This window comes from Janthinobacterium sp. MP5059B, from assembly GCF_001758645.1.
GTDB lineage: Bacteria > Pseudomonadota > Gammaproteobacteria > Burkholderiales > Burkholderiaceae_D > Janthinobacterium > Janthinobacterium lividum.
The window spans coordinates 33,022-54,767 of the sequence record NZ_LRHX01000012.1; the positions used below are offsets into that span (position 1 = coordinate 33,022).

Consider the following 21,746-nt stretch of genomic DNA (forward strand, 5'->3'; position numbering starts at 1 on the left):
TTATATCATGATGCTTTATTAAAAAGCAAATATGACAACACTTATGGCAAAAAAACACACGGCGACCAGCAAGGCTGGGCTTAACGGACAATAAAATCGGCCAGCCTGAAACGCAGGCGCAAGCCCGGCGCCGCATCCTCGATCTCCAGGCTGCCGCCATGCAGGGCGGCGATGGCGGCCACGATGGACAGTCCCAGGCCATTGCCGGGCAAATGGCGGCTCTTGTCGAGCCGGTAAAAACGCTGCGTCAGCTTCGGCAGTTCTTCCTTTGGTACGCCGGGGCCGTTGTCGCGCACGGCCAGCCAGCTGCCCTGCTCATCGCTGCCGGCCGACACTTCCACCGTGGCGCCCCGCCCCGCGTACTTGATGGCGTTGTCGACCAGGCTGGCCAGCGCGCTGCCCAGCAGGTTGCGGTCGCCGCGCGCCGGCACGCCTTCGCCATACATCTGCACCAGCAGCACGCCCTGCTCGTCGGCCGTGGCCTCGTACATTTCCACGATGTCGGCGCCGATCTGCTGCAGGTCGATGTCGTTGAAATTCTCGGGACGCATGCCCGATTCGGCTGCCGCGATCTGCAGCAGCTTGTCGAACACGCGCGTCAGGTCGTCGATGTCGTCGATGGCCGCCTGCGCCGCGCTCTCGTAGCCGGCCACGCCCTGCTGCTGGCGCAGGGCGCCATCGAGCTTGTTGCGGATGCGGCCCAGCGGCGTGCGCAAGTCGTGCGCGATGGCGTTCGACACGTGGCGCACGCCTTCCATCAGGTGCTCGATGCGGTCGAGCATGCGGTTGATGTCGCGGCTCAGCAAGCCGAATTCGTCTTCGCTGGAAACGGGTATGCGACGGCTCAGGTCGCCCGCCTCGATTTCCCCCGCCGTGCGGCGGATCTGCCCGATGCGCGCCTCGAGCTGGCGGCGGAACAGCCACGCGCCCGCCACCACCAGCAGGATGGCCACCCCGCCGCCGTAGGCCAGCGAGCGCAGCACCAGCGAACGGATCGACTTGCCCTCTTCCATGTCGCGCCCGACGAACAGGCGCGCGCCGCCCTCCAGCTCGCGGATCAGCATGCGCGCGGGCACCCTGCGCCCTTCGCGCGTGACGTCGCGGTGCAGCAAGCGGCCCACGGGGCTGCCCACGTCGGGCCAGGACGACAGATTGCCCGCCACGCGGCTGCCATCGGCGCCCACCAGCAGGAAGATTTCCGTGTCGCTGTCGGTGCGGTCGGTCAGCAAATGGGCGATTTCCGCCGTCGTGCGGCTGGCATCGTCCTGCTGGTACAGGGCGGCGAGGCGCTCCGAGAGCAGGGTCAGCTTGCGGTCCACGCTGCGATCGAGCACGCCGATGGTGCCGAAATAGAACACGGCGCAGACGATGCTGATCGACACGACCACCAGCACGCCATAGCCGAGCGCCAGGCGGGCCGCGATCGAGCGGTGCCAGTTACGCACTGTCGATCACGCCCAGGGTGTAGCCGACGCCGCGCACCGTGTGGATCAGCGGCGGCGAAAATTCCTTGTCCACCTTGGTGCGCAAACGGCTCACCTGCACGTCGATGACGTTGGTCTGCGGGTCGAAATGGTAGTCCCACACGGCTTCGAGCAGCATGGCGCGCGTGACGGACTGACCCTGGTGGCGCATCAGGTATTCCAGCAGGCGAAATTCGCGCGGCTGCAAGGCGATCTGCCGGTTGGCGCGCGTCACGCGCATAGTGCGCATGTCGAGCACCAGGTCGGCCACCTGCAGCTGCGTCGATTCGGGAACGGGCGCGGCGCGGCGCAGCAGCGCTTCGATGCGCGCCAGCAGTTCGGCGATGGCGAACGGTTTCGACAAATAATCGTCGCCGCCGCTGCGCAGGCCGCGCACGCGCTCGTCGACGCTGGACAGGGCCGACAGGACCAGCACGGGCGTGTTGCGGCCCATGCCGCGCAGGCGCGCGACGATGGCCAGGCCATCGATCTCGCCAGGCAGCAGGCGGTCGAGCACCAGCGCATCCCAGTCTTCGCCGCAGGCCAGGCGCATGCCATCGATGCCATTGTCGCAAGCGGTGACGTCGTGGCCCGCCTCGCGCAGGCCGGCACAGATATAGCGGGAAGTTTCAGCTTCGTCTTCGATGACCAGGCAGCGCACGGGAGTTCCTTGTAAAAATCAGGGCAGCAGATAGGCGCAGCATACGCCAGCCGCGCGCCACTTGCCAGCCCCGCCGGCGTGCGGCGCGCGATGACAGGGTCGGGTACAATACAGCCTCGACAATTTTTGGCCGCGCCCGCGCGCGCATGTGCGCAGGTTTTATCGGCGCCTCGCGGCTTGCCGCGGCCTGCATAGCCACCACTGCCATTAACGAATATCAGGCGCGCCAGGCGCGCGCCACAGACCAATACAGCCATGAAATCGACCCACTCTCTCGCACTGGCGCTGGCCATGGCCATCACCTGCGGCAGCGCCGCCGCCAAAGACACCAAGCAAAGCCTGTTGTTCGATGAAATCCCCATCGGCAGCTGGAGCACGTCCGCCGAACTGGGCGCCATCACCACCTCCGGCAATACGGTCGGCACCTCCGTCACGGGCAAGATCGACGCGCGCCAGGAACTCGATGACTGGAGCAACCAGTACATCTTCAGCGGCTACTTCAAGGAAGACGAAACGACGAACGACGACGGCGAGAAAGTGCGCGAACGCTCGGCCGAGCGCTTTTCCGCCTCCGCCAAGGCCGCCTACAAGCTGATGGCCGACCATGAAAAACTGTTCGTGCTGGCCTCGCACGTGAACGACAAGTTCGGCGCCTACACCAAGTACTCGACCCTGGCCATCGGTCATGGCTCGCGCTGGTACCAGTCCAGCGACAAGAGCATCGACGTGGAAGTCGGTCCAGGCTATTTCAGCGGCACCAATGATGCGGGCGAATCGGAACATGGCCTGACGGTGCGCGGCGCGGCCGCCATGAAGTGGAAGATCAGCCAGTCGGCCATGTTTACGCAAACGGTCAGCGTGGAGCGGGGTACCTCGAACACCCACTCGATCGCCGAAACAGCCCTCAGCACCAAGATCAACGGCACCATGCAGATGAAGGCCGCCTTCAGCGCCCGCAACGACACGCGCGTGCCGGACGACAAGAAGAACACGGATACGCAAACCTCGCTGACGCTGGTCTACTCGTTCTAGACGCGGACCGGCCATGCTGATGCGACGTCTGCGCGTATGCGCCCTCCTGTGCGCCGCAGCGCTGCTGAGCGGCTGCGCCGCCGTCACCGTCAGCGCGATCTCGCCGGCCGACTACCTGCAGCAGCGGCGCGGCGACATCCTCACCACGGGCAAACTCAGTGCCTCGGCCAGCGAAGTGCTGCGCATCATCGGCAGCGACATCGCCGCCTGCGAAGCCAATACGGGTAGCTGCCGCGCCGATCTGGCCCGCTCCGAGCTGCTCAGCGACGAGCAGCGCCTGGCCACCCTGTCCGAACTGTGGCTGGAAAGCGCCCTGGCGGAAGAAAAACAGGGCGGCCACCCGAGTGCCGAGCGGCTGGCCGCCTGGCTCGAATCGGCCCGCTATGCGTATGCCTACCTGTTCTACACGACGCGCACGCCGGGCCAGCGTGCCTTCGAGGAGCGCCAGACGCAAATCCGCGACTACTATAATTATGCCGTGCAAAAGGCCGTCGGCAACCTGTTCCGCCACCGCGGCGAATACCGCCCCGACGGCCATGTGATCCGCGTCGCCGGCTGGGAAATCGACACCGAATTGTCGGCCCTGCGCCTGCCCGAAGACGGCGCCCTGCCCGACGAACTGCTGCCGGCCACCTCGCTGTCGTTTTCCGGCCTGCGCAATGTGTACCGGCGCGACGGCTTCGGCGCCGACCTGGTGGCCGTCATGCCCAAGCCCCGGGCGTCGAAAGGCGAGTATGTCCCTTATCAGGAAACCCGTTTCCCCGTCGTCACGGCGCTGATCCGCTTCGACGGCAACAGCCTGCAGGAAGTCCTGGCCACGCAACAGCTGCTGGTGATGCTGGTCGATCCGACGCGCAGCGAATCGACGCGCATGGCGGGACAGGAACTGCCCGTGGCAGCCAATTTCACGGCCGGCTATGGTTTGTGGCTGGCCCGCTCCGGCTTCGGCGTGCAGGCGCTGCGCACCCTGTTCGGCCGTGCCGACGGCATTTCGCGCCCGCAGGTGCACCTGATGCAGCCCTACGACCCGAACAAGCGCACCATCGTCATGCTGCACGGCCTGGCCAGCAGTCCGGAAGCGTGGATCAACGTGGCGAATGAACTGATGGGCGACGAACAGCTGCGCCGCCGCTATCAGATCTGGCAAGTGTACTACCCGAGCAATGCGCCGCTGGCGGCCAACAACGCCGCCATCCGCCAGGCGCTGAACGCGACGCTGGCACAGTTCGACCCTTCGGCCAAGGCCGATGCCGCGAACGACATGGTCTTGATCGGCCACAGCATGGGCGGCGTGCTGGCGCGCCTGATGGTCTCCGATGCCAGCAATACCCTGCTCGACGCCATCACGGAAGAATACAATTTGAAGGGCAAGAAGGCGGAAAAAGTGCGCGCCGGTCTGGCGCCCTACCTGAATTTCACGGCCATGCCGCAGGTGAACCGCGCCATCTTCATCGCGGCGCCGCACCGCGGCACCTCGTTCGCCAACCACAAGGTGGCGCGCTGGATCGCCAACCTGATCACACTGCCCATCAACATGCTCGACCAGTTGTCCGACGCGGCCGGCAGCCTGGCGCAGCTCGACACGGGCAGCAGCGAACCGCTGCGCATCCCCAACAGCATCGATAACCTCAGCGACAAGGATCCGTTCGTGCGCCTGGTGGCAGACCTGCCCATCAGCCCGAAAGTGCGCTACTACTCCATCATGGGCAATGACACGCCGGACCTGCCATTGGCCGAATCGAGCGACGGCGTGGTCCCCTACACCAGCGCCCACCTCGATGGCGCCCTGTCGGAAAAAGTCATCCCGTCCTGGCACAGCGTGCAGGAAAGCCCGCAGGCGATCCTGGAGATACGGCGCATCTTGCGCATGCCCGACAGCCTGCCTTAGGCTCCCCGTCACGCCCGCAAGGCCGCCAGCGCGGTGGCGGCCACGGCCAGCGCCGTATCCGGCGGCGTGCCGTCTTCCAGATGCCATGCCGCCGACAGACCCGCCCACGCGGCGCCCCACGCCAGCAACCGTGCCGGATCGAGGCGCGCCGCCTCGGCGATCAGCGCCACCTGCCGCACCAGTCGGCCCGGAAAAGTGGCCAGCGCGGCATCCGGGTTGCACAGGATATTGGCGAAATCAAAACCCCGCTCGCCCACATAGCCTTTCGGATCGATGGCCAGCCAGCCGCGCGCGCCGCCATCGAGCACGTTCGCGTGATGCAGATCGCCATGCAGCACCACGCTGTCCTGCGGCGCCGCCAGCAAATCCTGCGCCACAGCATGGCATGCCGACAACACGCCGCCGCGCGCGGCGGCAGCGGCCAGCGCGGCAAAGCAGCCGGACAAGGGAGGCAAAAGTGGAGCGGATGGCCGCGGCGCATGCAGGCGTGCCGCCACGGCGCACAGGATACCGGTGGCGGCCGCATCGCCCGCCTCCCCCGCGCGCGCCAGCGCGGCCAGCGAACGGGAACCCATCGCCCGCTCAAGCAGCAGGACATCATCCTCCGTGGAGGCGGCCAGCACGCGCACGGCGCCGTCGCCATCCCACCAGCGCAGCACGGCGCCAGCGCGCCGCTCATCGTCGCCGGTCGACAGCTTCAGCATGGCCGGCTGGCCACCGTGCAGCACCGGCAACAGGCATGCGCCATGCGTGTGCACGGGCATGCCATCGGCTTGCAATGACCATTGCCGGAGATGGTCGGCAATGCGGTTCCGGTAATCCATGGGCAATCCTGGGATGAAGGTCAGGACGCTACTATAAGAGACAGGCCGGCGGGTAGCCCGTTCACGCCGGCTCGCGCCACTGGTCCTTGATTTCCAGCATGGCCGGCAGCTGTTCGATGAACAGCGCCAGCAGTTGCGGGTCGAAGTGCGTGCCGCTGTCGCGCTGCATGGTGGCGATGGCTTCGTCGACCGTCCAGGCGCGCTTGTACGGGCGTTCGCTGGTAAGCGCGTCGAAGACGTCGGCGATGGCGACGATGCGGCCTTCGTGGGGGATTTCCTCGCCTTTCAAGCCTTGCGGATAGCCACTGCCGTCCCATTTTTCGTGGTGCGTCAGGGCGATGGTGCGCGCCATTTTCAGCAGGCCGCCCGCGTGCTCGCCGATGATGGCCGCGCCGATTTCCGCGTGGCTGCGCATGACTTGCCATTCATCCGCATCGAGCTTGCCCGGTTTTTGCAGGATGGCGTCGGGGATGCCGATCTTGCCCACGTCGTGCATGGGCGCCGCGTTGAGCAAGTCTTCCGCCCTGGCCGCGCTGTAGCCGGCCGCCAGCGCCAGCTGGCGCGCGTAATAGCTCATGCGGATGACGTGCATGCCCGTCTCGTTATCCTTGTATTCGGCCGCCTGGCCCAAGGTCTGGATCACCTGCAGGCGCGAGCGGCGCAACTCTTCGGCGTCCACCAGCGACAGATGCGTGCGCACGCGGGCGCGCACGATGGGCGGGCTGACGGGTTTCGTGATGTAGTCGACGGCGCCCGCGTCAAAGCCATCCGCCTCGTCCTTCACGTCGCACAGGGCGGTGACGAAAATGACGGGAATGGACGCCGTGGCCGGCATGGCCTTGAGCTGCCGGCACACTTCATAGCCCGTCATGGCGGGCATCATGATGTCGAGCAGGATCAGTTCCACGGGATTATGTTGCGCCAGTTCCAGCGCCTTCTCGCCATCCTTGGCATACAGCAGGCGGTAATCGTCCTGCAAAATCTGGCGCAGCACCTGCAGATTCGTCGCTTCATCGTCGACCAGCAGCAGGATCGGTTTGTCTTCGTGTAAGGTCATCGTTAGCCCAAGGTCAGGAAAGGTCGGCAGGCGCTGGTGCTTCCAGCCATGCCAGCAACTGGCGCAGCACGCCCGCGGCGCGCGCAAATTCAAAGTCGTCGATGGCGCTGGCCAGCGCCTGCAGGCGCGGCTGCTGGCCGTGCGGCGCCAGCATGGCGGCAATCTGCGACATCAGGGCGTCGTCCAGCTGCCCGCCTTCCAGGCTGGCGATGGCTTGCCGCAGCAAGGCGCCAGCGGCGGCTGCATCGATGGGCGCGCTGGCGGTCGGTGCTTCCATGGCGACGGCCGGCATATCCACCTCTTCCAGCTCGCCGGCCAGCGCCATGAAGGCGGCCGCCAGCTGCACCAGCAATTCTGTCACCGGCAACTGGCGCGCGATGGCTTGCTCGATGCGTCCCAGCAGGCTTTCGACCTGCACCAGGCACAGGTTGCCCGCCGCGCCCTTGATCCGGTGCAGCAGGTGGCCCGCCACGCTGCTGCCGCCGCGTTCCAGTTCCGCCGCCAGCATGGCGGCGCAGTCGCCATTGGCTTGCACGAAGCGCGCAATGGCGCGCTGCAAGGCCGCGCGTCCGCCCCACAGGGCGATGCCGCGCTGCCAGTCGACCTGGCCGGCGGCGGCACGCGCCGCCGCGCCGGCCGCCGCCGGCGGCATGGCCACGGCGATATCGAGCAGGCGGGCGATTTCCGCCGTCAGCTTGTGCATTTCCAGCGGCTTCGAAGCAAAGCCGTTCATGCCGGCCGTCTGCGCGGCGCGCCGGTCCTGTTCCAGCACGCTGGCCGTCAGGGCGATGATGGGCGTCGCCTTCAAGCCCTGCTCGCGCTCGTGCACGCGGATCAGGCGCGTCGCTTCCAGGCCGTCCATGCGCGGCATCTGCACGTCCATCAGGACGATGTCGAAGCTGCCCTTGCTGAACTCGCGCACGGCGCTCTCGCCATCGCTGGCGGCGATCACCTGGTGGCCGGCCGCACCCAGGCTGATCAGGAGCAGCTCCACATTCTGCGGCACGTCGTCGGCCGCCAGGATGCGCAGCGGCGGCAAGGCCACCACAGGCTGCTCGCTGCGGCGCGCCACGGCCTTGCCCGGCGCCAGCGGCAGCAGCACGTGGAACACGCTGCCCACGCCCAGGGTACTCTCCACCGTGATGGTGCCTTTCATCAGTTCGACCAATTGCAGCGAAATCGTCGTACCCAGGCCCGTGCCGCCAAAGCGGCGGCTCATCGAGGAATCGGCTTGCGTAAAGGGGGCGAATATCTTGTCCAGGCGGTCAGCGGGGATGCCGATGCCCGTGTCGTGCACGGCGATATGCACCTGCTCGCCCTGCATGCCGACGGCCACGCGCACATGGCCCACTTCCGTGAACTTGACGGCGTTACCGATCAGATTCGTCAGCACCTGCTGCACCCGGCGCGCGTCGCCCAGGAAGAACTGGCCCATGCCCGGATCGACATCGACATGCAGCACCAGGTCGCGCGCATGCGCCGTGATGCGCAGCGACGCGGCCACGTGGTCGACCAGGTCGGGCAGCGAAAAGTCCACCAGTTCCAGTTCGGTGGCGCCTTTTTCCAGCTTGGCCATATCGAGGATGTCGTTGAGCAGCTCGAGCAGGGAACGGGCGGACTGGCGCACCGTGCCCAGATGGCGGCGCTGCAGGCTGTCCAGGGCGGTCCCCAGCAGCACTTCCGTAAAGCCGATGATGGCGTTCATCGGCGTGCGGATTTCATGGCTCATGTTGGCCAGGAAGCTGGTCTTCGATTCGGCGGCCAGCTCGGCGCGGTCTTTTGCCGCGCGCAGGTTTTCCTGCATGGCGCGCCGCTCGCTGACGTCGGTGGCCAGCTTGACCACCTTGAACGGCTTGCCGTCCGTATTGAAGATCGGATTGTACGAAGCCTGTATCCACACTTCCTTGCCATCCTTGCCGATGCGCTTGTACTCGCCCGTATTGAACTGGCCACTGGCCAGCTGCTGCCAGAACGCGATGTAGTCTGGCGAGGTCACATAACCCGGTTCGCAGAAGATGCTGTGGTGCAGGCCCAGCACATCGTCGAGCTGGTAGCCGACCAGGTCGAGGAAGTTCTCGTTGGCCGCCAGGATGCGTCCCTGCAGGTCGAACTCCGCGACGGCAGTCGCGCGCGAGATGGCCGTCACCTTGCCTTCGTATTCGGCGTTGCGCAATTCGCTTTCCGTGATGTCGAGGATGACGCCATCGATCCAGCGCACCACGCCGTCATTATCGAGCACGGGGCCGCTGCTTTCGCGCACCCAGCGCTCGCGCCCGTCGCGGTGGATCATGCGGTAGACGTTCTCGAAGTCGCGCTTTTCTCCGGCCGCCTGCACGCAGGTGTCGTTGACGCGCTGGCGGTCGTCCGGGTGCACGAGGTCGAACAGCCTGACGCGCCCTTCGGCAAAGTCCTGCGGCATCCAGCCAGTCAGGTTGAAGACGGCATCGCTGATGAAGATCATCCTCCATTCGGGCGCGAAGCTGCAGTGGAAGGACACGCCGGGGATATTGCGGATCAGGGTGCGGTACTGGCGCTCGCTGTCCTTCAGCGCCTGCTCCATGCTGCGCGAAGAGCGCATGTCCGTGACAAACGCCACGAACAGGGGCTGGCCCGGCGTGTCGATCTTGCCGATCGCCACGCGCATGGGCAGCACGGCGCCATCCTTGTGGCAGCCATCGAGTTCGCGTCCGCTGTCGAGAATGCGCGAGGCGCCCGTTTCCAGGTAGTCGCGCAGATAGCCTTCGTATTCGGCCGCGTCGGACGGCTGCAGCAGCACGCTGGCGTCGCGCCCCACGATCTCCGCTTCGCGCCAGCCGAACAGGCTTTCCGCGGCGGGATTGAAGGAGCGCACCTTGCCCTGGCCATCGATGGTGATCAGGCCGTCGGCCGCCGTATCGACGATGGCGCGCAGGCGCGATTCGCTGGCGCTGGCGTGGCGCAGCAGCTGGCGGTAGCGCAGCAAGCCGTTCGCGGCGGCCACGAAGACGGTCAGGGTGACGGTGATCAGGGCCACGGCCAGGGCCACGAACGAGGCCTGTACCGTAATCGTGTTCTCGCCCGCCGTGGGCGTGCCGGAAAAGCGCGCCGCCAGCATGCCCGTGTAATGCATGCCGGAAATGGCCAGCCCCATGACAGCACTGCTGACCAGCAACGACGCCAGGGGAGTGAGACGCAAACGCATGGCGCTCAGGCCAAAGCGTATCCACAGCGCCAGCATGGCCATGACGACGGCCACCACCAGCGACAGGGCGAACAGCCACGGCTGGTAATGCAGGGTCAGCGAAGTCTGCATGGCGGCCATGCCGCTGTAATGCATGGAACCGATGCCCACGCCGACGAGCACGCCTCCCACCACCAATTGGCGCCAGTTGATGCTCGGGCGCGCCAGCAGGTGCAGCGCCACCCATGAAGCGGCCACGCCGGGCAGCATCGACAGCAGGGTCAGGCTGGGGTCGAAGGATACGCGCGTGCAGATGTCGAAGGCCAGCATGCCGATGAAGTGCATCGACCAGATGCCGCCGCCGAGCGCGATGGCGCCCGTGATGATGGCCGTCTGGCGCTGGAAGCCGCGCTCGCTGCTGCGCGCCATACCGGCGATCTGCAAGGCCATGAACGAGGCAAAGATGGCGATACCGACGGAAAACAGCACCAGCCACGCATTGTGCGTGCCGTAGATGTACTGCATGGTATCGCTCGATACAGCAAAGATGGAACTAAACATACTGTCGTGGCATAAGGTGAGTGAAACGTGACGTAGCAAAACATGACGGCCCACCGCGCGCGCTGGCGCCACGCTTTTTACTAAAGCGGCAACACAGCGGAAATGACAACGGTAGCAGTCGACCAGGGCAAGGCTCGGTCATCACGCCCGCGCCTGCCGCGCGGGGGAAAGGTGCTTTTTACAGAGTGAAAAAGCGGAATGCGTACGAACTCTGGCGCGGATGGCTGGCCGCCAGCGTGACGATGATTTTTTAAAGAGCCATGAGTATAGTTGCTTTGCGAACATATTCATAGGACTTCAGCAATACAGTTATCAAAAATGATAGTTATTGCGGCGGCGATGCGACACTGGCCCGTCTGCGCCTACGCCTGCGGCCAGCGCGCGCGGATGGCCGCGGATTCCTGGCTGATCGGCCCGGCCGTCTCGCTGACAGGGATACCGGCCAGTCTACAGCGGCGGCTCAGTTCCTCCTTGATCTGGCACAGCGTCCAGCGCTGCGGCACGGGCAAGTTCAGGCCCACCACGCGGATCAGCGGATAGTCCGCGAGAGTCGTGTAGAGCAGCAGCTCCACGCGCGCCAGCGGTGCCGGGGTCCGATAGACCTGCAATGCGCCCCCATACGTGACCACGTCCAGCCGCTGCAGCTGCGACAAGTCCAGCTGCACGCTTTTATCCCAGTCGGGCAAGCGCCGCGCATGGCGCCGCAGCAACAGGCCCGCATCGTCAAGTTCCACATGAAAGAGCAAAGCGCGTCCCGGAAACAGCACCAGGCCCGCGATCCAGGCGGCCAGCGCCAGCGGAGAGAACAACACTGCCTCGCCCGCGTACGGCACGTCGCGCCAGACGGCTTGCAGGACAAAAGCGAGGATCAGGGCACAGCCGCCCAGCAGCACGCTGCGCCACAGCACGGGACGCAGATTGGCCATCATCGCCGCATGCGAGCTTGCATCGTCGGCCGGCGAAAAACGGATCCATTCGGCGCGCGCCGGCTTCAGCGTGGGTCTCAGCTCCCCGCTCAAGCGGTCGGTGCCAGCATGCCGCGGAACCACGCCAGCTGCTCGCGCGTCAGGTAATTGGCGCCATCGCCATGCAGGAGGACGATTTCGATGTCGGGTGGAATCGAGGCGATCAGCTGCGCGCCCGTCACGGGAATCTTGGGAAAGTTGATGCCAGCCAGGAAGGCCATGTCTTCCGCCACCGTCACGCACTGGCGCTCGGGATTGGGCGATGGCACGAGGAACAGGTCGATCTGTTCGCTTTGTCCGCCGATGACGACGTGTAATTGCGCGGTCAGCAGTTCGGGCAGGATCAGCTCGATATTATTCTCGGCGCGCGATTGCTGGAAAGCGCTTTTCAGGGGCGTGAGGACAGGTGTGGCGGACATGGGAACAGTCAAAAATGGGGACGGCGGCAGTGTAGCAGAGGCGCCCGCCCGGGACGCGCTCTGCTGGCGCAATGGCTACATCTTGTAGTTCAAGGACAGCAGCACGCTGCGCGGCGCGCCGTAGCGTTCCAGCCCGCCCGACCACGAATAGCCGAGTCCCTGGTAGTAGCGGCGGTCGAGCGCGTTGTCCACATTCACGCGCAGCTGCAGCTGCTCGCTGATCCGGTAGCCGGCCGTCAGCCCGACGATGGCGTAAGCGCCCTGCCGCGTATCGAAGCCCGTTTCGCGGCGGTAGATCTTGTCCTGCGCATACACGGAGGCGCCCAGGTTCCATTTCGCCAGGCTGCCGCTCAGCTGCACATTCGTGTACAGCTTGAACAATTGCTTCGGCTCATCCGTGGCGATGCGCTGGCCGATGTTGGCCGCTACGCTGTCCTTGGTGTACTTGGCCAGGACATAGGTGTAGCCACCCGCGATCTGCCAGCCCGGCAATGGCGAGCCCGACAATTGCAAGTCGATGCCTTCGCTCTGCACCTGCCCGGCCGCGCGGGCGCAATAGATGGCGCCGCCCGTGGGGCAATTGACCTCGTCGGCCATGGCGCGGTTGTTTTGCCTGATGCGGAACAAGGCGCCGCTGGCATTGAGCCTGCCGCCAAAATATTCTCCCTTGACGCCCGCTTCCAGGTTGGTGCCGCTCAAAGGCGGCAAGGTATTGCCGCGCACATCGAGCTCGCTTTGTGGCTGGAAGATCTGCGTGGCGCTCGCATACACGGAATGGTGCTGGTCCAGGTCGTAGACGAGGCCCGCGTATGGCGTGAATTTCGCGTTTTCCGTCAGGCTGCGGCGCCAGACCGGGTTGGTGGAATACCAGCCCGTGACATCCTGCGCATACCAGCCGAAGCGCCCGCCCAGCACCAGGCGCAGCGGATCGGCCAGGCTGAAGTTACCAGCCGCATACAGGCCCTTCTCGTCCGTCTTGCGGCCCCAGTTATATGGCTCGAACGGCGCGCCGTTCATGCGGTAGGCGCGCGGATTCCAGTGGCGGATATCGATCACGCGCTTCCCGGCGCCTTCCCAGCTCTGGCCGGCGTCGGAATCGTCATGGCGGTAGCTGGCGCCCACAATCAGGTCATGCTGGCGGCCGAACCAGGTGACGGGGCCGCTCAAGCGCCAGTCGGCCACCACTTGTTCCGTGTTGTACTTCCAGCCCGTTTCCGACTGTTCCAGCAGATACGTTTCGCCATCGACGCGGCTGTTGGTGGTGTTGCGCGTGCTCGACGAGGCATCGATGCGCGTGATGGCGAAGCGGCTGCGCCAGCCCTTGTCCAGCTTCGTTTCCAGGTCGGCGAAAACGACATTGTTGTCGCGTTTCTGGAAGGAATCGGCATTATTCAGGAAGGTCGAGCGGGGCAAGTCCATGTGACGGCCATCGGGCAAGGTCGGCAAGCCGACGAACACCCCGTCGGTGCGGCTGTGCTGGCGCGAAAAACCGATGCCGGCCGTGGTCGACGGCGTCAGGTCCGCCTCGACGATCGCATACACGGTGCCGTTGGTATTGTTGACGACGTCAACAAAACTGTCGCTGTCGCGCCAGCTGGCCGCGACACGACCCCGCAGGCTGCCCGATTCGTTCAGTGCATTGCTGCCATCCACCGTCAATTGCCGGTCCTTCCAGCTGCCCAGGTGGGCCGAGGCGTTCAGCAAGGGCGTGGCCGTGGGACGCTTGCGCACCATGTTGATGCTGCCCGACGGTGCGCCCGCCCCTTCCATCAGGCCCGTGGCGCCGCGCACCACTTCCACCCGGTCGTACATCAGCATGTCGGCGGAAACGTTGCGCTCATTGAAACCCGTCACATCGAGCGGCAAGCCATCCACGTTGACGTGGCTCAAGGCAAAGCCGCGGGCGAAATACGTGGTTTCCTGGTCGGACACGCCCTGCGTCTTGCCATACAGGCCGGGCGTGGCGCGCGCCACGTCCTGCAAGGTGGTCAGGTCGAAATCTTCCATTTGCTGGCGCGAAATGACGCTGACCGTTTGCGGCGTGTGGCGCTGCGACAGGTTCAGGCCCGTGGCTGTCGACATATTGCGCGCCGTATATAAGCCGTGCCTTCCGTGGCGCGGTCCGCCTCGGCGCTGACGACCACGGCGGGCATGCTGGCCAGGCCGCCATCGGCCATGCCGGTATTGATTTTACGCAAGAGGTAATTGCCATTGCCACCGTCCGTCACTTCGAGGCCGCTGCCTTGCAGCAGTTTTTGCAGGCCGGCAGAGATGCCATGGCGCCCTTGCAAGCCCGGCGTCACCAGGCCATCGAGCGCCACGCCCTGGGTGGACAGGTTGACGCCGGCGGCGATGGCAAACGATGCCAGCGCGCTGCGCAGGCTGCCGGCAGGAATGCTGTAGTCGCGCACACTGGCGGCCGGACTGGACTCGGCGGCCAGCGCCGCTTGCGGCAAACCGGTGCCGGCGGCGCCCACGGCGAGGAGCAGGACCAGCGCGGCGCGCACGGCGCCGGTGGTGGGATGGAGCGTCATTCGTGCTGCGGTAATGCGGTGCTGCAAAGCCATGTGGACCCTTTCGATGGTTCGGATTGTTCGTTCTCTACCTTGTATGACGAAGCAATCCGGAAAAAGGGACAGGCAAAAAGTAAATTGGGGCATGTCGGCTTACGCCCTGCGGGCTAAGTCGTAGGTCGGCTTAGTGTGGCAAGGCCACGCGTAAGCCGACAATCTCAAGCCGCCTCGACACTGATCCAGTAGCGCGTGCGGCGCGCCAGACGGATCGGCAAGGAGCGCTGCAGCAAGAGCAGGATGTTGTCCGGGTCGTTCAACTGGAAGATGCCGTCCACGGGCATGGCCGCCAGCGCGGGATCGCAGCGCAGCACGCCATAGCGGTAGCGCGCCACCTGTTCGAACACCTCGCCCAGCGGCATGCGCTCGGCGATCAGCACGCCCTGCAGCCAGCCGGCAGCGCGCGGCGCCAGCGGCGTCAAGGCAGAAACGGCACGGTCGTCGAAACTGCCCTGCCGGCCCGCATCGATCCTGCGCAAGGCGTCAGGAGCGTCCCGTGGCTGTATCTCGACGGCGCCTTCGCTGACGCTCACCTCGGTGCGCGGCGCCAGCACGCTGCCAGCGTGGCGCACGCTGAAATGCGTGCCCAGCGCGCGCACGGCGCCATTGCTGCTGCGCACGAGGAAGGGGCGCGCCGGCACGGCCCCGTCGTGCGCCGTGCCGACATGGATTTCCCCTGCATGCAGCACGAGCAGCCGCGCCGCGCCGTCAAAATGCACATCGATGGCCGTGTCCGTGTTAAGCACCAGTCGCGTGCCGTCAGGTAAGGTCATGTGGCGGATTTCTCCCCTCGCCGTGCGGATCGCGGCGCGCCACGCCTGCCACGGCGCCGACTGGCTGGCCAGCCACAGCGCCGGCCCGGCCGCGATCAGCCTGGCCAGGCCGTAGAGCACGGCACGCCGGTGCGGCGACTGCGGCGCCGCGTCCGCCGTCTGGCGCAGCGCGGGCGGCACGCTGGCCAGGGTGCTGCACACGAGTTCGGCACGCTGCCAGGCCGCTTCGTGCGCGGGATCGCTGGCGCGCCAGGCCTGGAACGCTTGCTGCTCGCCTGGAGTCAAGGCGCCCCCGTGCAGACGCACCAGCCATTGCGCCGCCACCCGCGCGGCGCGGGGATCGATGACAGCCGTGCTGGCGCTCACAGGATCAGCAGGATGCAGCGCTCAAACGCCTGCACCATGTAGCGCTTGATGCTGCGCTCGCTCACGGCCAGGCGCCGCGCGATTTCCCCATACGCGAGACCATCGACATGCGCCAGCAGGAAGGCGCTGCGCACCGGCGGCGGCAAGCCGTCGAGCATGGCATCGATGCGCTGCAGGGCTTCGCGCACCAGCAAACGCTCTTCCGGCGACTGCATCAGCAGATCGGGCTGCTGCGCCAGGGTTTCCAGCCAGGCTTGTTCCAGCGACAGGCGCCGGTAATGGTCGATCAGCAGGCGCTGCGCCACGGTCGTCAGGTAGGCGCGCGGCTCGTGCAAGGTTTGCCGGCTTTCAGGCGGCGCCGTCAGCAGGCGCACGAAGGTATCCTGCGCCAGGTCGGCCGCATGGTCGGCGCACTGCAGCTTGGCGCGCAGCCAGCGCATCAGCCAGCCGTGGTGGCTGCTGTAGATGCCGGCTATCGACTCGCTGGACTGCGCAATGTTCACTAGGGACTCCGATGCGCACAAGGCAAGGCGCGGCCAATTGATAATAATTCTCATTATCACAAATCATTGCCTCCGCCGTCAATGCCGGCGCCTGCCTATCCGTGGAAACTGTTGTTTCAACGCGGTCGCAATCCTCTAGCGCTTGATGTAAAGGCTCTTCATCACCATGCCGCCGCGCATTTTCTTCGCGCCCGGCGCCAGCCCTGCAGGACAAGCGCCCTGGAACACGGCTGCCAGTTCCGTGTGCTGCACTTCGTTCTTGCCATTGACTTGCACGGTGGTGTCGGCGCTCAGGGTATATGCCTTGGCCAGGTCGCCCTTGAAGGCACCAGACAGCCTGGCATCCGGGCAGGCGGCCTCGAATTGATAACTGTCGCCCTGGCGGCTTTGCGACTCGATCTTGCATTCCTGCTCGAAACCGGACCACAGATCGTCGTCGATCAGGCGGTCGCGCGGCTGGTCGACGCAGATCTCCCAGGAAAATGGCGAGGTGGCGGGCGTCACCTTCCACAGCCCCGTGGCGCGCTGCAAGCGCTGCACCGGCTCGCCCGCCGAGGCGAACGTGGCCGCGCACAGGGGAAGGATGGTCATCAGAAACAAGGTCGCGCGGCGCTTCATGGGCATGCTCTTTCGGCTAAAAACTTGAATATAGCAAAGAGAAATGCCCGCAGGCCACACGCTTAGCCGTGCATGACGGCCGCGTGGATTTACGCCGGATAGGCTTTCCCGGACTTTGCGGCCAGCACGAAGGGGATGGCAAACGGCCCCAAAAAGGTCACCAGGACGGCCCGGACGGCCGTTGTCCTGATCTGGCGGCGCTTGGCAATGAACATGCAGGCAAAGGCCGACAAAGACCAGAGCAAGGCAGGCAAGTATGCAGTCATCATGAACTCCGGATGCGCCTTGGAAGGCAGGAAAACCATGCTGACACGGAAATGTGGCCAAGGCAATGGCTGATTGGGCATCTGCCACGCAATGCGCCGCTGATCACGTTTTTTTCAGCCATTCTTAAGACTGCAGTTCATTGCCCTGACTACGTTGCCGGCGGCACGGGACATGGCGTCTCAGCGGCCATTTGCGCATAGATACTGGCGCCGCCGCCCAGATGGATGAAATCCGTGTACAGGACACGCTTGCCCTGCAGCGTGTCGTGAAATCCGCCCAGGTAGGCGCCCGTCTTCGGATAATTGCCGCGCGACGGCAAGTCCACATTCATATAGTGGGTCGGGAAATTGCTTCCCTCATACACCAACTTGCCATTGAGCCAAAAGCGCGATGCGCCCGTGCCTGAGGCATGCTGCCAATCCGCATCGAGCACCACGCAATACCATTTCTCACGTTCAATTTTTCCCAACATCAGACGTTGCTGCACCGTGTTGTTCGCGGTCGCATCAGCCACCATCACGCCATCCTTCAGCGTGTAGGTATCGCGGTGATTGGCCCGCGTCTCCATCACCAGGTCGGGTCCATCGGCGATGATCGAGAACGGCGGCGACGTCACGACGATGCCCCTGGCGCTGTGCACCTGGAAGACGACGATCCAGCCATCCTTGCCCGTCAAATCCCAGTCGGCGGGAAAATACACGCCGCCCGCATACCAGCGGTGCCCCTGAGGCATGCGCTCATACGATGGCGTTACCTCCGTGCGCTTGCCATACTCGTCAGGATCGCTGGCATTGACCGTCATGCGAAATACCTTGCGCGTCTCGACGCCTTGCGTCACCGCAGGATCACCCACCAATTCCACGCCGGCAGGATTGCCGGCGCTGATGCCGTACAGCCAGCTGAAATAGCGTGTTGTCACATTGTCGAAACTGGCGGGCCTGGGCAGGCTGGTCGGCGCCATGGTGGTCACGGGTCCGCCGATGCTGTTGACGACCTGCGCGTGCAGCGGCGTGGCAGCCAGCAATGCCAGCATGGCGGTGGCGATAGATGAGCGCATGGGAAACCTTTGTTTCAGGGATTGCTCAGGGCGCCGCATGGCAAGGCGTCTTTTGCGTCAAGTCATTGAGTGATGCGGCGGCATCGCCCACCCATATAAAGTCGGCATACATCACGCGATGGCCGGGCGCAGCCCCCTCCGGCACGCTCAAGCCCACGCGCGGCACATGCAGCGCGCCCGCATAGCTGTTGTGGCTTGAGCGGGCAAAAAAAGTTTCCTTCGCACTGCCATCCATGTACACCCGCAATTCACCGGTGCCGGCCACAGCAGACCAGTCGGCGCGCACCACCATGCAATGCCAGCTGCCCAGGGTTGCCGGCCCGGCCAGCACCGTGCGGCGCGCGGAATTGGCGGGCGTGATATCGCTCGTCCGATGATTGAAATTCATGTTCAGCATCAGCTGGTCGCCACGTATCTGCAGTGCAAGCGGCGGCGCCAATGCACCTGCCCCGCTGCCGTTGTCGACCTGCGCCACGGTGACGGGCACGCTGGTGGTGATCCAGTCGGCGGGCAGGAAGACGCTCATGGCATACCAGCGCCGCGTCGATTGCACGGGATGCTGTTCGCTGAACAGATAGGCATCGCTGTGCGGCGTGGCGTCCGTGCTGTACCAGTCCGCGCGCACCACCGGCCGCGTGACGCCGCCCAGCGTCGCCGTCATCACCTGGACACGCTGCTGCGCATGCTGGCGCACGCCATAGTAATCAGTGAAATGCTGTGCGATGTCCGCCGCCGCAGCGGCAGGAAAGACGGCCGCCACGGCATGGGCCGGCAAGCCAGCAGCAGTCAACAAGGAGATGGCGGCAAGACGGAATAACTGCATGCAAAGCCTTTATGGATGGGCTATCGAAAACACGATGCATGCAATTGTATTTAAATCTATTGATTTTCACAATTAATAAATATATTTTTACAATATTACTGGATATACGGGGCAAAGCAGGATGATGCCGGGTCCGCCAGGCGGGAACCGGCACCAGTGGACGATTTAGTGCTGGCCGATCTTCATGATTTTCAGCGCGTTCGTGCCGCCGACCTTGCCCATCGGCTCGCCCCAGGTCAGCACGACGGTGTCGCCCTTGGCCACGACCTTATGTTCCACCAGCAAATCTTCCGCCTGCTGCAAGACCTTGTCGCGGTCCGTGCCGGACGTCAGTTCCAGGGTGCTGACATTGCGGTACAGGGCCAGCTTGCGGCGCGTGCCCACGCTCGGGGTCAGGGCCACGATCGGGATGTCGATATTACAACGGCTCATCCACAGTGCCGTGGAACCCGATTCCGTCAGGGTGGCAATCGCCTTCACGCGCAGGTGATGGGCCGTAAACAGCGCGCCATACGCGATCGACTGGTCGATGCGCGAGAACGTGGCGTTGAGGAAATCGGCGTCCAGCTTGCAGGTGTCCCATTTCTCCGCGTCCAGGCAGATGGCGGCCATCGCTTCCACCGTTTCGATCGGATAACGGCCCGAGGCCGTTTCCGCCGACGTCATGACGGCATCCGTGCCGTCCAGTACGGCATTGGCCACGTCCGACACTTCCGCGCGGGTCGGCACGGCGTTGACGATCATCGATTCCATCATCTGCGTGGCCGTGATCGCCAGCTTGTTCGAGGCGCGCGCCATCTTGATCATGCGCTTTTGCAAGGCCGGTACGGCCGCGTTGCCCACTTCCACGGCCAGGTCGCCACGGGCCACCATGATACCGTCGGACGCGTCGAGAATTTCTTGCAGCGCAGGAATAGCTTCCGCACGCTCGATCTTGGCGATCATCATCGGCTTGTGGTCCCACGCTTCGCCGGCGATATTGGCCAACTGGCGCGCCATGACCATGTCGGTGGCATTTTTCGGGAAGGACACGGCCACGTAATCGGCCTGGAAGCTCATCGCCGTCTTCACGTCTTCCATGTCTTTCGCCGTCAGGGCCGGAGCGGACAGGCCGCCGCCCTGGCGGTTGATGCCCTTGTTGTTCGACAATTCGCCGCCGATCTTGACGGTGGTGTGGATTTCGCTGCCCACGACTTTATCCACCGTCAGCACGATGAGGCCGTCATTCAACAGCAGCACGTCGGCAGTGCGCAAGTCGCGCGGCAATTCCTTGTAGTCGAGGCCGCAGCGCTCGATATTGCCCAATTCGCCGTTTTCTCCCCATTTCGCGTCGAGGATGAACTTGGCGCCGTTTTCCAGGAAAATCTTGCCTTCTTCAAACTTGCCGACGCGAATTTTCGGGCCTTGCAAGTCGGCCATGATGGCCACTTCGCGGCCGCACAGGGCTGCCGCTTCGCGCACCATGCGGGCACGGTCGATATGGTCTTGCGCCTTGCCATGCGAAAAGTTCAGGCGCACGACGTCGACGCCGGCCTTGAACATGCGGACCAGAGTATCGATATCGTTGGAAGCGGGGCCGATGGTGGAAACGATCTTGGTGGCGCGTTGCTGTACTTGCATGGTCATGGTGTGCTGCTTTCTATAAAGTTCGTGCTGCTACAAGGGCCGGCCTTGTGGGCCGGCCGTCCTGGTGCGCTGGATCAGCGGTACTACGTTCTTACTTGGCCGCCATCAGGGCAACCGTCGTGTCGAGCATGCGGTTCGAGAAGCCCCACTCGTTGTCGTACCACGACGACACTTTCACGAGGCGGCCCGAGACCTTGGTCAGGGTCGAATCGAAGTTCGACGAAGCGGGGTTATGGTTGAAATCGATGGAGACGAGCGGTTCCGTCTGGTACGTCAAGATACCTTTCAGCGCGCCTTCCGACGCCGTTTTCAGCAAGGCATTGACTTCCTCGACGCTGGTATCGCGCTTGGCAATGAAGGACAGGTCGACCAGCGAGACGTTAATCGTCGGCACGCGGATGGCAAAGCCATCGAGCTTGCCATTCAGTTCCGGCAAGACCAGGCCGACAGCGGCAGCCGCGCCCGTCTTGGTGGGGATCATCGAATGCGTGGCCGAACGGGCGCGGCGCAAGTCTTCATGCATCACGTCGCTCAATACCTGGTCGTTCGTGTAGGCGTGCACGGTGGTCATCAAGCCCGATTCGATGCCGATGGCGTCGTTGAGGGGTTTCACCAATGGCGCGAGGCAATTCGTCGTACACGAAGCGTTGGAAATCACGGTATCCGTGGCTTTCAGCACATGCTGGTTGACGCCGAACACGATGGTGGCGTCCACGTCCTTGCCGCCCGGCGCGGAAATGATGACCTTTTTTGCCCCGCCCTTCAGGTGGGCCGAGGCTTTTTCCTTGGTCGTGAAGAAGCCCGTGCATTCGAGCACCACGTCCACGCCGAGTTCGCCCCACGGTATCAGGGCCGGGTCGCGCTGCTCGAAGACGCGGATGCGGTCGCCATTGACGATCATGTTATCGCCGTCGATGGTGACGACGCCGGGAAACTTGCCGTGTACCGTGTCGTAGCGCGTCAGGTGTGCATTCGACTTGGCGTCGCCCAGGTCATTGATGGCGACGATTTCGATATCCTGCTGCTTGCCGCCTTCATAAAACGCGCGCAAGACATTGCGGCCGATGCGGCCATAGCCATTGATGGCAACTTTGATGGTCATGCTGTCTCCTT

At 64.4% G+C, this 21,746-nt stretch carries 19 protein-coding genes; 2 read left to right on the plus strand and 17 right to left on the minus strand.

What is annotated here, in order from left to right; genetic code table 11:
- Window positions 1–80: 80 nt before the first annotated feature.
- Both JAB1_RS15200 and JAB1_RS15205 read right to left on the minus strand, forming a co-directional pair.
- The gene (locus JAB1_RS15200; RefSeq protein WP_034785796.1) at window positions 81–1,445 is read right to left on the minus strand and encodes an ATP-binding protein; all 1,365 of its coding nucleotides are present in this window, start codon (window positions 1,443–1,445) and stop codon (window positions 81–83) included.
- On the minus strand, window positions 1,438–2,124 hold the full coding sequence (locus tag JAB1_RS15205; protein WP_034785794.1) for a winged helix-turn-helix domain-containing protein: 687 nt from the start codon (window positions 2,122–2,124) through the stop codon (window positions 1,438–1,440). Before JAB1_RS15205 ends, JAB1_RS15200 begins: the two co-directional genes overlap by 8 nt.
- Before the next feature lie 255 nt (window positions 2,125–2,379).
- On the opposite strand from JAB1_RS15205, the gene JAB1_RS15210 reads away from it, so the two are divergent.
- Complete coding sequence (locus JAB1_RS15210; protein WP_034785793.1) at window positions 2,380–3,156, plus strand: DUF481 domain-containing protein; 777 nt, start codon at window positions 2,380–2,382, stop codon at window positions 3,154–3,156.
- Window positions 3,157–3,169: 13 nt separating this feature from the next.
- A complete protein-coding gene (locus JAB1_RS15215) occupies window positions 3,170–5,044 on the plus strand; it encodes an alpha/beta fold hydrolase (protein ID WP_083299764.1) in 1,875 nt (624 codons plus the stop codon).
- Between the two features lie 8 nt (window positions 5,045–5,052).
- Here the strand turns inward: JAB1_RS15215 and JAB1_RS15220 are convergent, their stop codons facing one another.
- From JAB1_RS15220 to gap, 15 genes are all read right to left on the minus strand, one after another.
- Window positions 5,053–5,868: an aminoglycoside phosphotransferase family protein gene (locus JAB1_RS15220; protein WP_070280552.1), complete on the minus strand. Its 816-nt coding sequence runs from the start codon at window positions 5,866–5,868 to the stop codon at window positions 5,053–5,055.
- A gap of 61 nt (window positions 5,869–5,929) precedes the next feature.
- Window positions 5,930–6,925, minus strand: a complete 996-nt coding sequence (locus JAB1_RS15225; RefSeq protein ID WP_070280554.1) for an HD domain-containing phosphohydrolase — start codon at window positions 6,923–6,925, stop codon at window positions 5,930–5,932.
- 13 nt (window positions 6,926–6,938) lie between these two features.
- Window positions 6,939–10,610: a PAS domain S-box protein gene (locus JAB1_RS15230; RefSeq protein ID WP_254672112.1), complete on the minus strand. Its 3,672-nt coding sequence runs from the start codon at window positions 10,608–10,610 to the stop codon at window positions 6,939–6,941.
- A 398-nt stretch (window positions 10,611–11,008) separates the two neighbouring features.
- Window positions 11,009–11,695 carry a hypothetical protein gene (locus JAB1_RS15235; RefSeq protein ID WP_217494301.1) on the minus strand — a complete coding sequence of 229 codons (687 nt, stop codon included), beginning with the start codon at window positions 11,693–11,695 and terminating at the stop codon, window positions 11,009–11,011.
- Entirely contained in the window at window positions 11,662–12,030 is a 369-nt protein-coding gene (locus JAB1_RS15240) for a hypothetical protein (protein WP_070280560.1), read from the minus strand. The genes JAB1_RS15235 and JAB1_RS15240 overlap by 34 nt, the downstream gene beginning before the upstream one ends.
- Before the next feature lie 75 nt (window positions 12,031–12,105).
- On the minus strand, window positions 12,106–14,112 hold the full coding sequence (locus JAB1_RS15245; protein WP_070280562.1) for a TonB-dependent siderophore receptor: 2,007 nt from the start codon (window positions 14,110–14,112) through the stop codon (window positions 12,106–12,108).
- Complete coding sequence (locus JAB1_RS30310) at window positions 14,091–14,564, minus strand: STN domain-containing protein (RefSeq protein ID WP_070280564.1); 474 nt, start codon at window positions 14,562–14,564, stop codon at window positions 14,091–14,093. Before JAB1_RS30310 ends, JAB1_RS15245 begins: the two co-directional genes overlap by 22 nt.
- A 197-nt stretch (window positions 14,565–14,761) precedes the next feature.
- A complete protein-coding gene (locus tag JAB1_RS15255) occupies window positions 14,762–15,739 on the minus strand; it encodes a FecR domain-containing protein (protein ID WP_070280566.1) in 978 nt (325 codons plus the stop codon).
- A complete protein-coding gene (locus JAB1_RS15260; protein ID WP_070280568.1) occupies window positions 15,736–16,242 on the minus strand; it encodes a sigma-70 family RNA polymerase sigma factor in 507 nt (168 codons plus the stop codon). The genes JAB1_RS15255 and JAB1_RS15260 overlap by 4 nt, the downstream gene beginning before the upstream one ends.
- Before the next feature lie 135 nt (window positions 16,243–16,377).
- Window positions 16,378–16,860, minus strand: coding sequence for a DUF3617 family protein (locus tag JAB1_RS15265; RefSeq protein WP_070280570.1), 483 nt, complete (start codon window positions 16,858–16,860; stop codon window positions 16,378–16,380).
- Window positions 16,861–16,949: 89 nt separating this feature from the next.
- A complete protein-coding gene (locus tag JAB1_RS15270) occupies window positions 16,950–17,207 on the minus strand; it encodes a hypothetical protein (RefSeq protein WP_139144571.1) in 258 nt (85 codons plus the stop codon).
- A 68-nt stretch (window positions 17,208–17,275) separates the two neighbouring features.
- Window positions 17,276–18,184 carry a heparin lyase I family protein gene (locus JAB1_RS15275; protein WP_175445072.1) on the minus strand — a complete coding sequence of 303 codons (909 nt, stop codon included), beginning with the start codon at window positions 18,182–18,184 and terminating at the stop codon, window positions 17,276–17,278.
- Window positions 18,185–18,209: 25 nt separating this feature from the next.
- Window positions 18,210–19,007, minus strand: a complete 798-nt coding sequence (locus JAB1_RS15280; RefSeq protein WP_083299767.1) for a heparin lyase I family protein — start codon at window positions 19,005–19,007, stop codon at window positions 18,210–18,212.
- Window positions 19,008–19,172: 165 nt separating this feature from the next.
- Complete coding sequence (gene pyk / locus JAB1_RS15285) at window positions 19,173–20,633, minus strand: pyruvate kinase (RefSeq protein ID WP_080698726.1); 1,461 nt, start codon at window positions 20,631–20,633, stop codon at window positions 19,173–19,175.
- Window positions 20,634–20,724: 91 nt separating this feature from the next.
- The gene (gene gap / locus JAB1_RS15290; RefSeq protein ID WP_070280579.1) at window positions 20,725–21,735 is read right to left on the minus strand and encodes a type I glyceraldehyde-3-phosphate dehydrogenase; all 1,011 of its coding nucleotides are present in this window, start codon (window positions 21,733–21,735) and stop codon (window positions 20,725–20,727) included.
- Between the last annotated feature and the right edge of the window lie 11 nt (window positions 21,736–21,746).

Excerpts from the sequence above, each read along its gene's own strand:
- JAB1_RS15225 (WP_070280554.1), bottom strand. The coding sequence starts at position 6,925 with ATGACCTTACACGAAGACAAACCGATCCTGCTGCTGGTCGACGATGAA.
- JAB1_RS15220 (WP_070280552.1), bottom strand. The coding sequence starts at position 5,868 with ATGGATTACCGGAACCGCATTGCCGACCATCTCCGGCAATGGTCATTG.
- JAB1_RS15230 (WP_254672112.1), bottom strand. The coding sequence starts at position 10,610 with ATGCAGTACATCTACGGCACGCACAATGCGTGGCTGGTGCTGTTTTCC.
- JAB1_RS30310 (WP_070280564.1), bottom strand. The coding sequence starts at position 14,564 with ATGACGCTCCATCCCACCACCGGCGCCGTGCGCGCCGCGCTGGTCCTG.
- gap (WP_070280579.1), bottom strand. The coding sequence starts at position 21,735 with ATGACCATCAAAGTTGCCATCAATGGCTATGGCCGCATCGGCCGCAAT.
- JAB1_RS15240 (WP_070280560.1), bottom strand. The coding sequence starts at position 12,030 with ATGTCCGCCACACCTGTCCTCACGCCCCTGAAAAGCGCTTTCCAGCAA.
- JAB1_RS15210 (WP_034785793.1), top strand. The coding sequence starts at position 2,380 with ATGAAATCGACCCACTCTCTCGCACTGGCGCTGGCCATGGCCATCACC.
- JAB1_RS15245 (WP_070280562.1), bottom strand. The coding sequence starts at position 14,112 with ATGTCGACAGCCACGGGCCTGAACCTGTCGCAGCGCCACACGCCGCAA.
- JAB1_RS15215 (WP_083299764.1), top strand. The coding sequence starts at position 3,170 with ATGCTGATGCGACGTCTGCGCGTATGCGCCCTCCTGTGCGCCGCAGCG.
- JAB1_RS15280 (WP_083299767.1), bottom strand. The coding sequence starts at position 19,007 with ATGCAGTTATTCCGTCTTGCCGCCATCTCCTTGTTGACTGCTGCTGGC.
- pyk (WP_080698726.1), bottom strand. The coding sequence starts at position 20,633 with ATGACCATGCAAGTACAGCAACGCGCCACCAAGATCGTTTCCACCATC.
- JAB1_RS15265 (WP_070280570.1), bottom strand. The coding sequence starts at position 16,860 with ATGAAGCGCCGCGCGACCTTGTTTCTGATGACCATCCTTCCCCTGTGC.
- JAB1_RS15270 (WP_139144571.1), bottom strand. The coding sequence starts at position 17,207 with ATGCCCAATCAGCCATTGCCTTGGCCACATTTCCGTGTCAGCATGGTT.
- JAB1_RS15275 (WP_175445072.1), bottom strand. The coding sequence starts at position 18,184 with ATGCGCTCATCTATCGCCACCGCCATGCTGGCATTGCTGGCTGCCACG.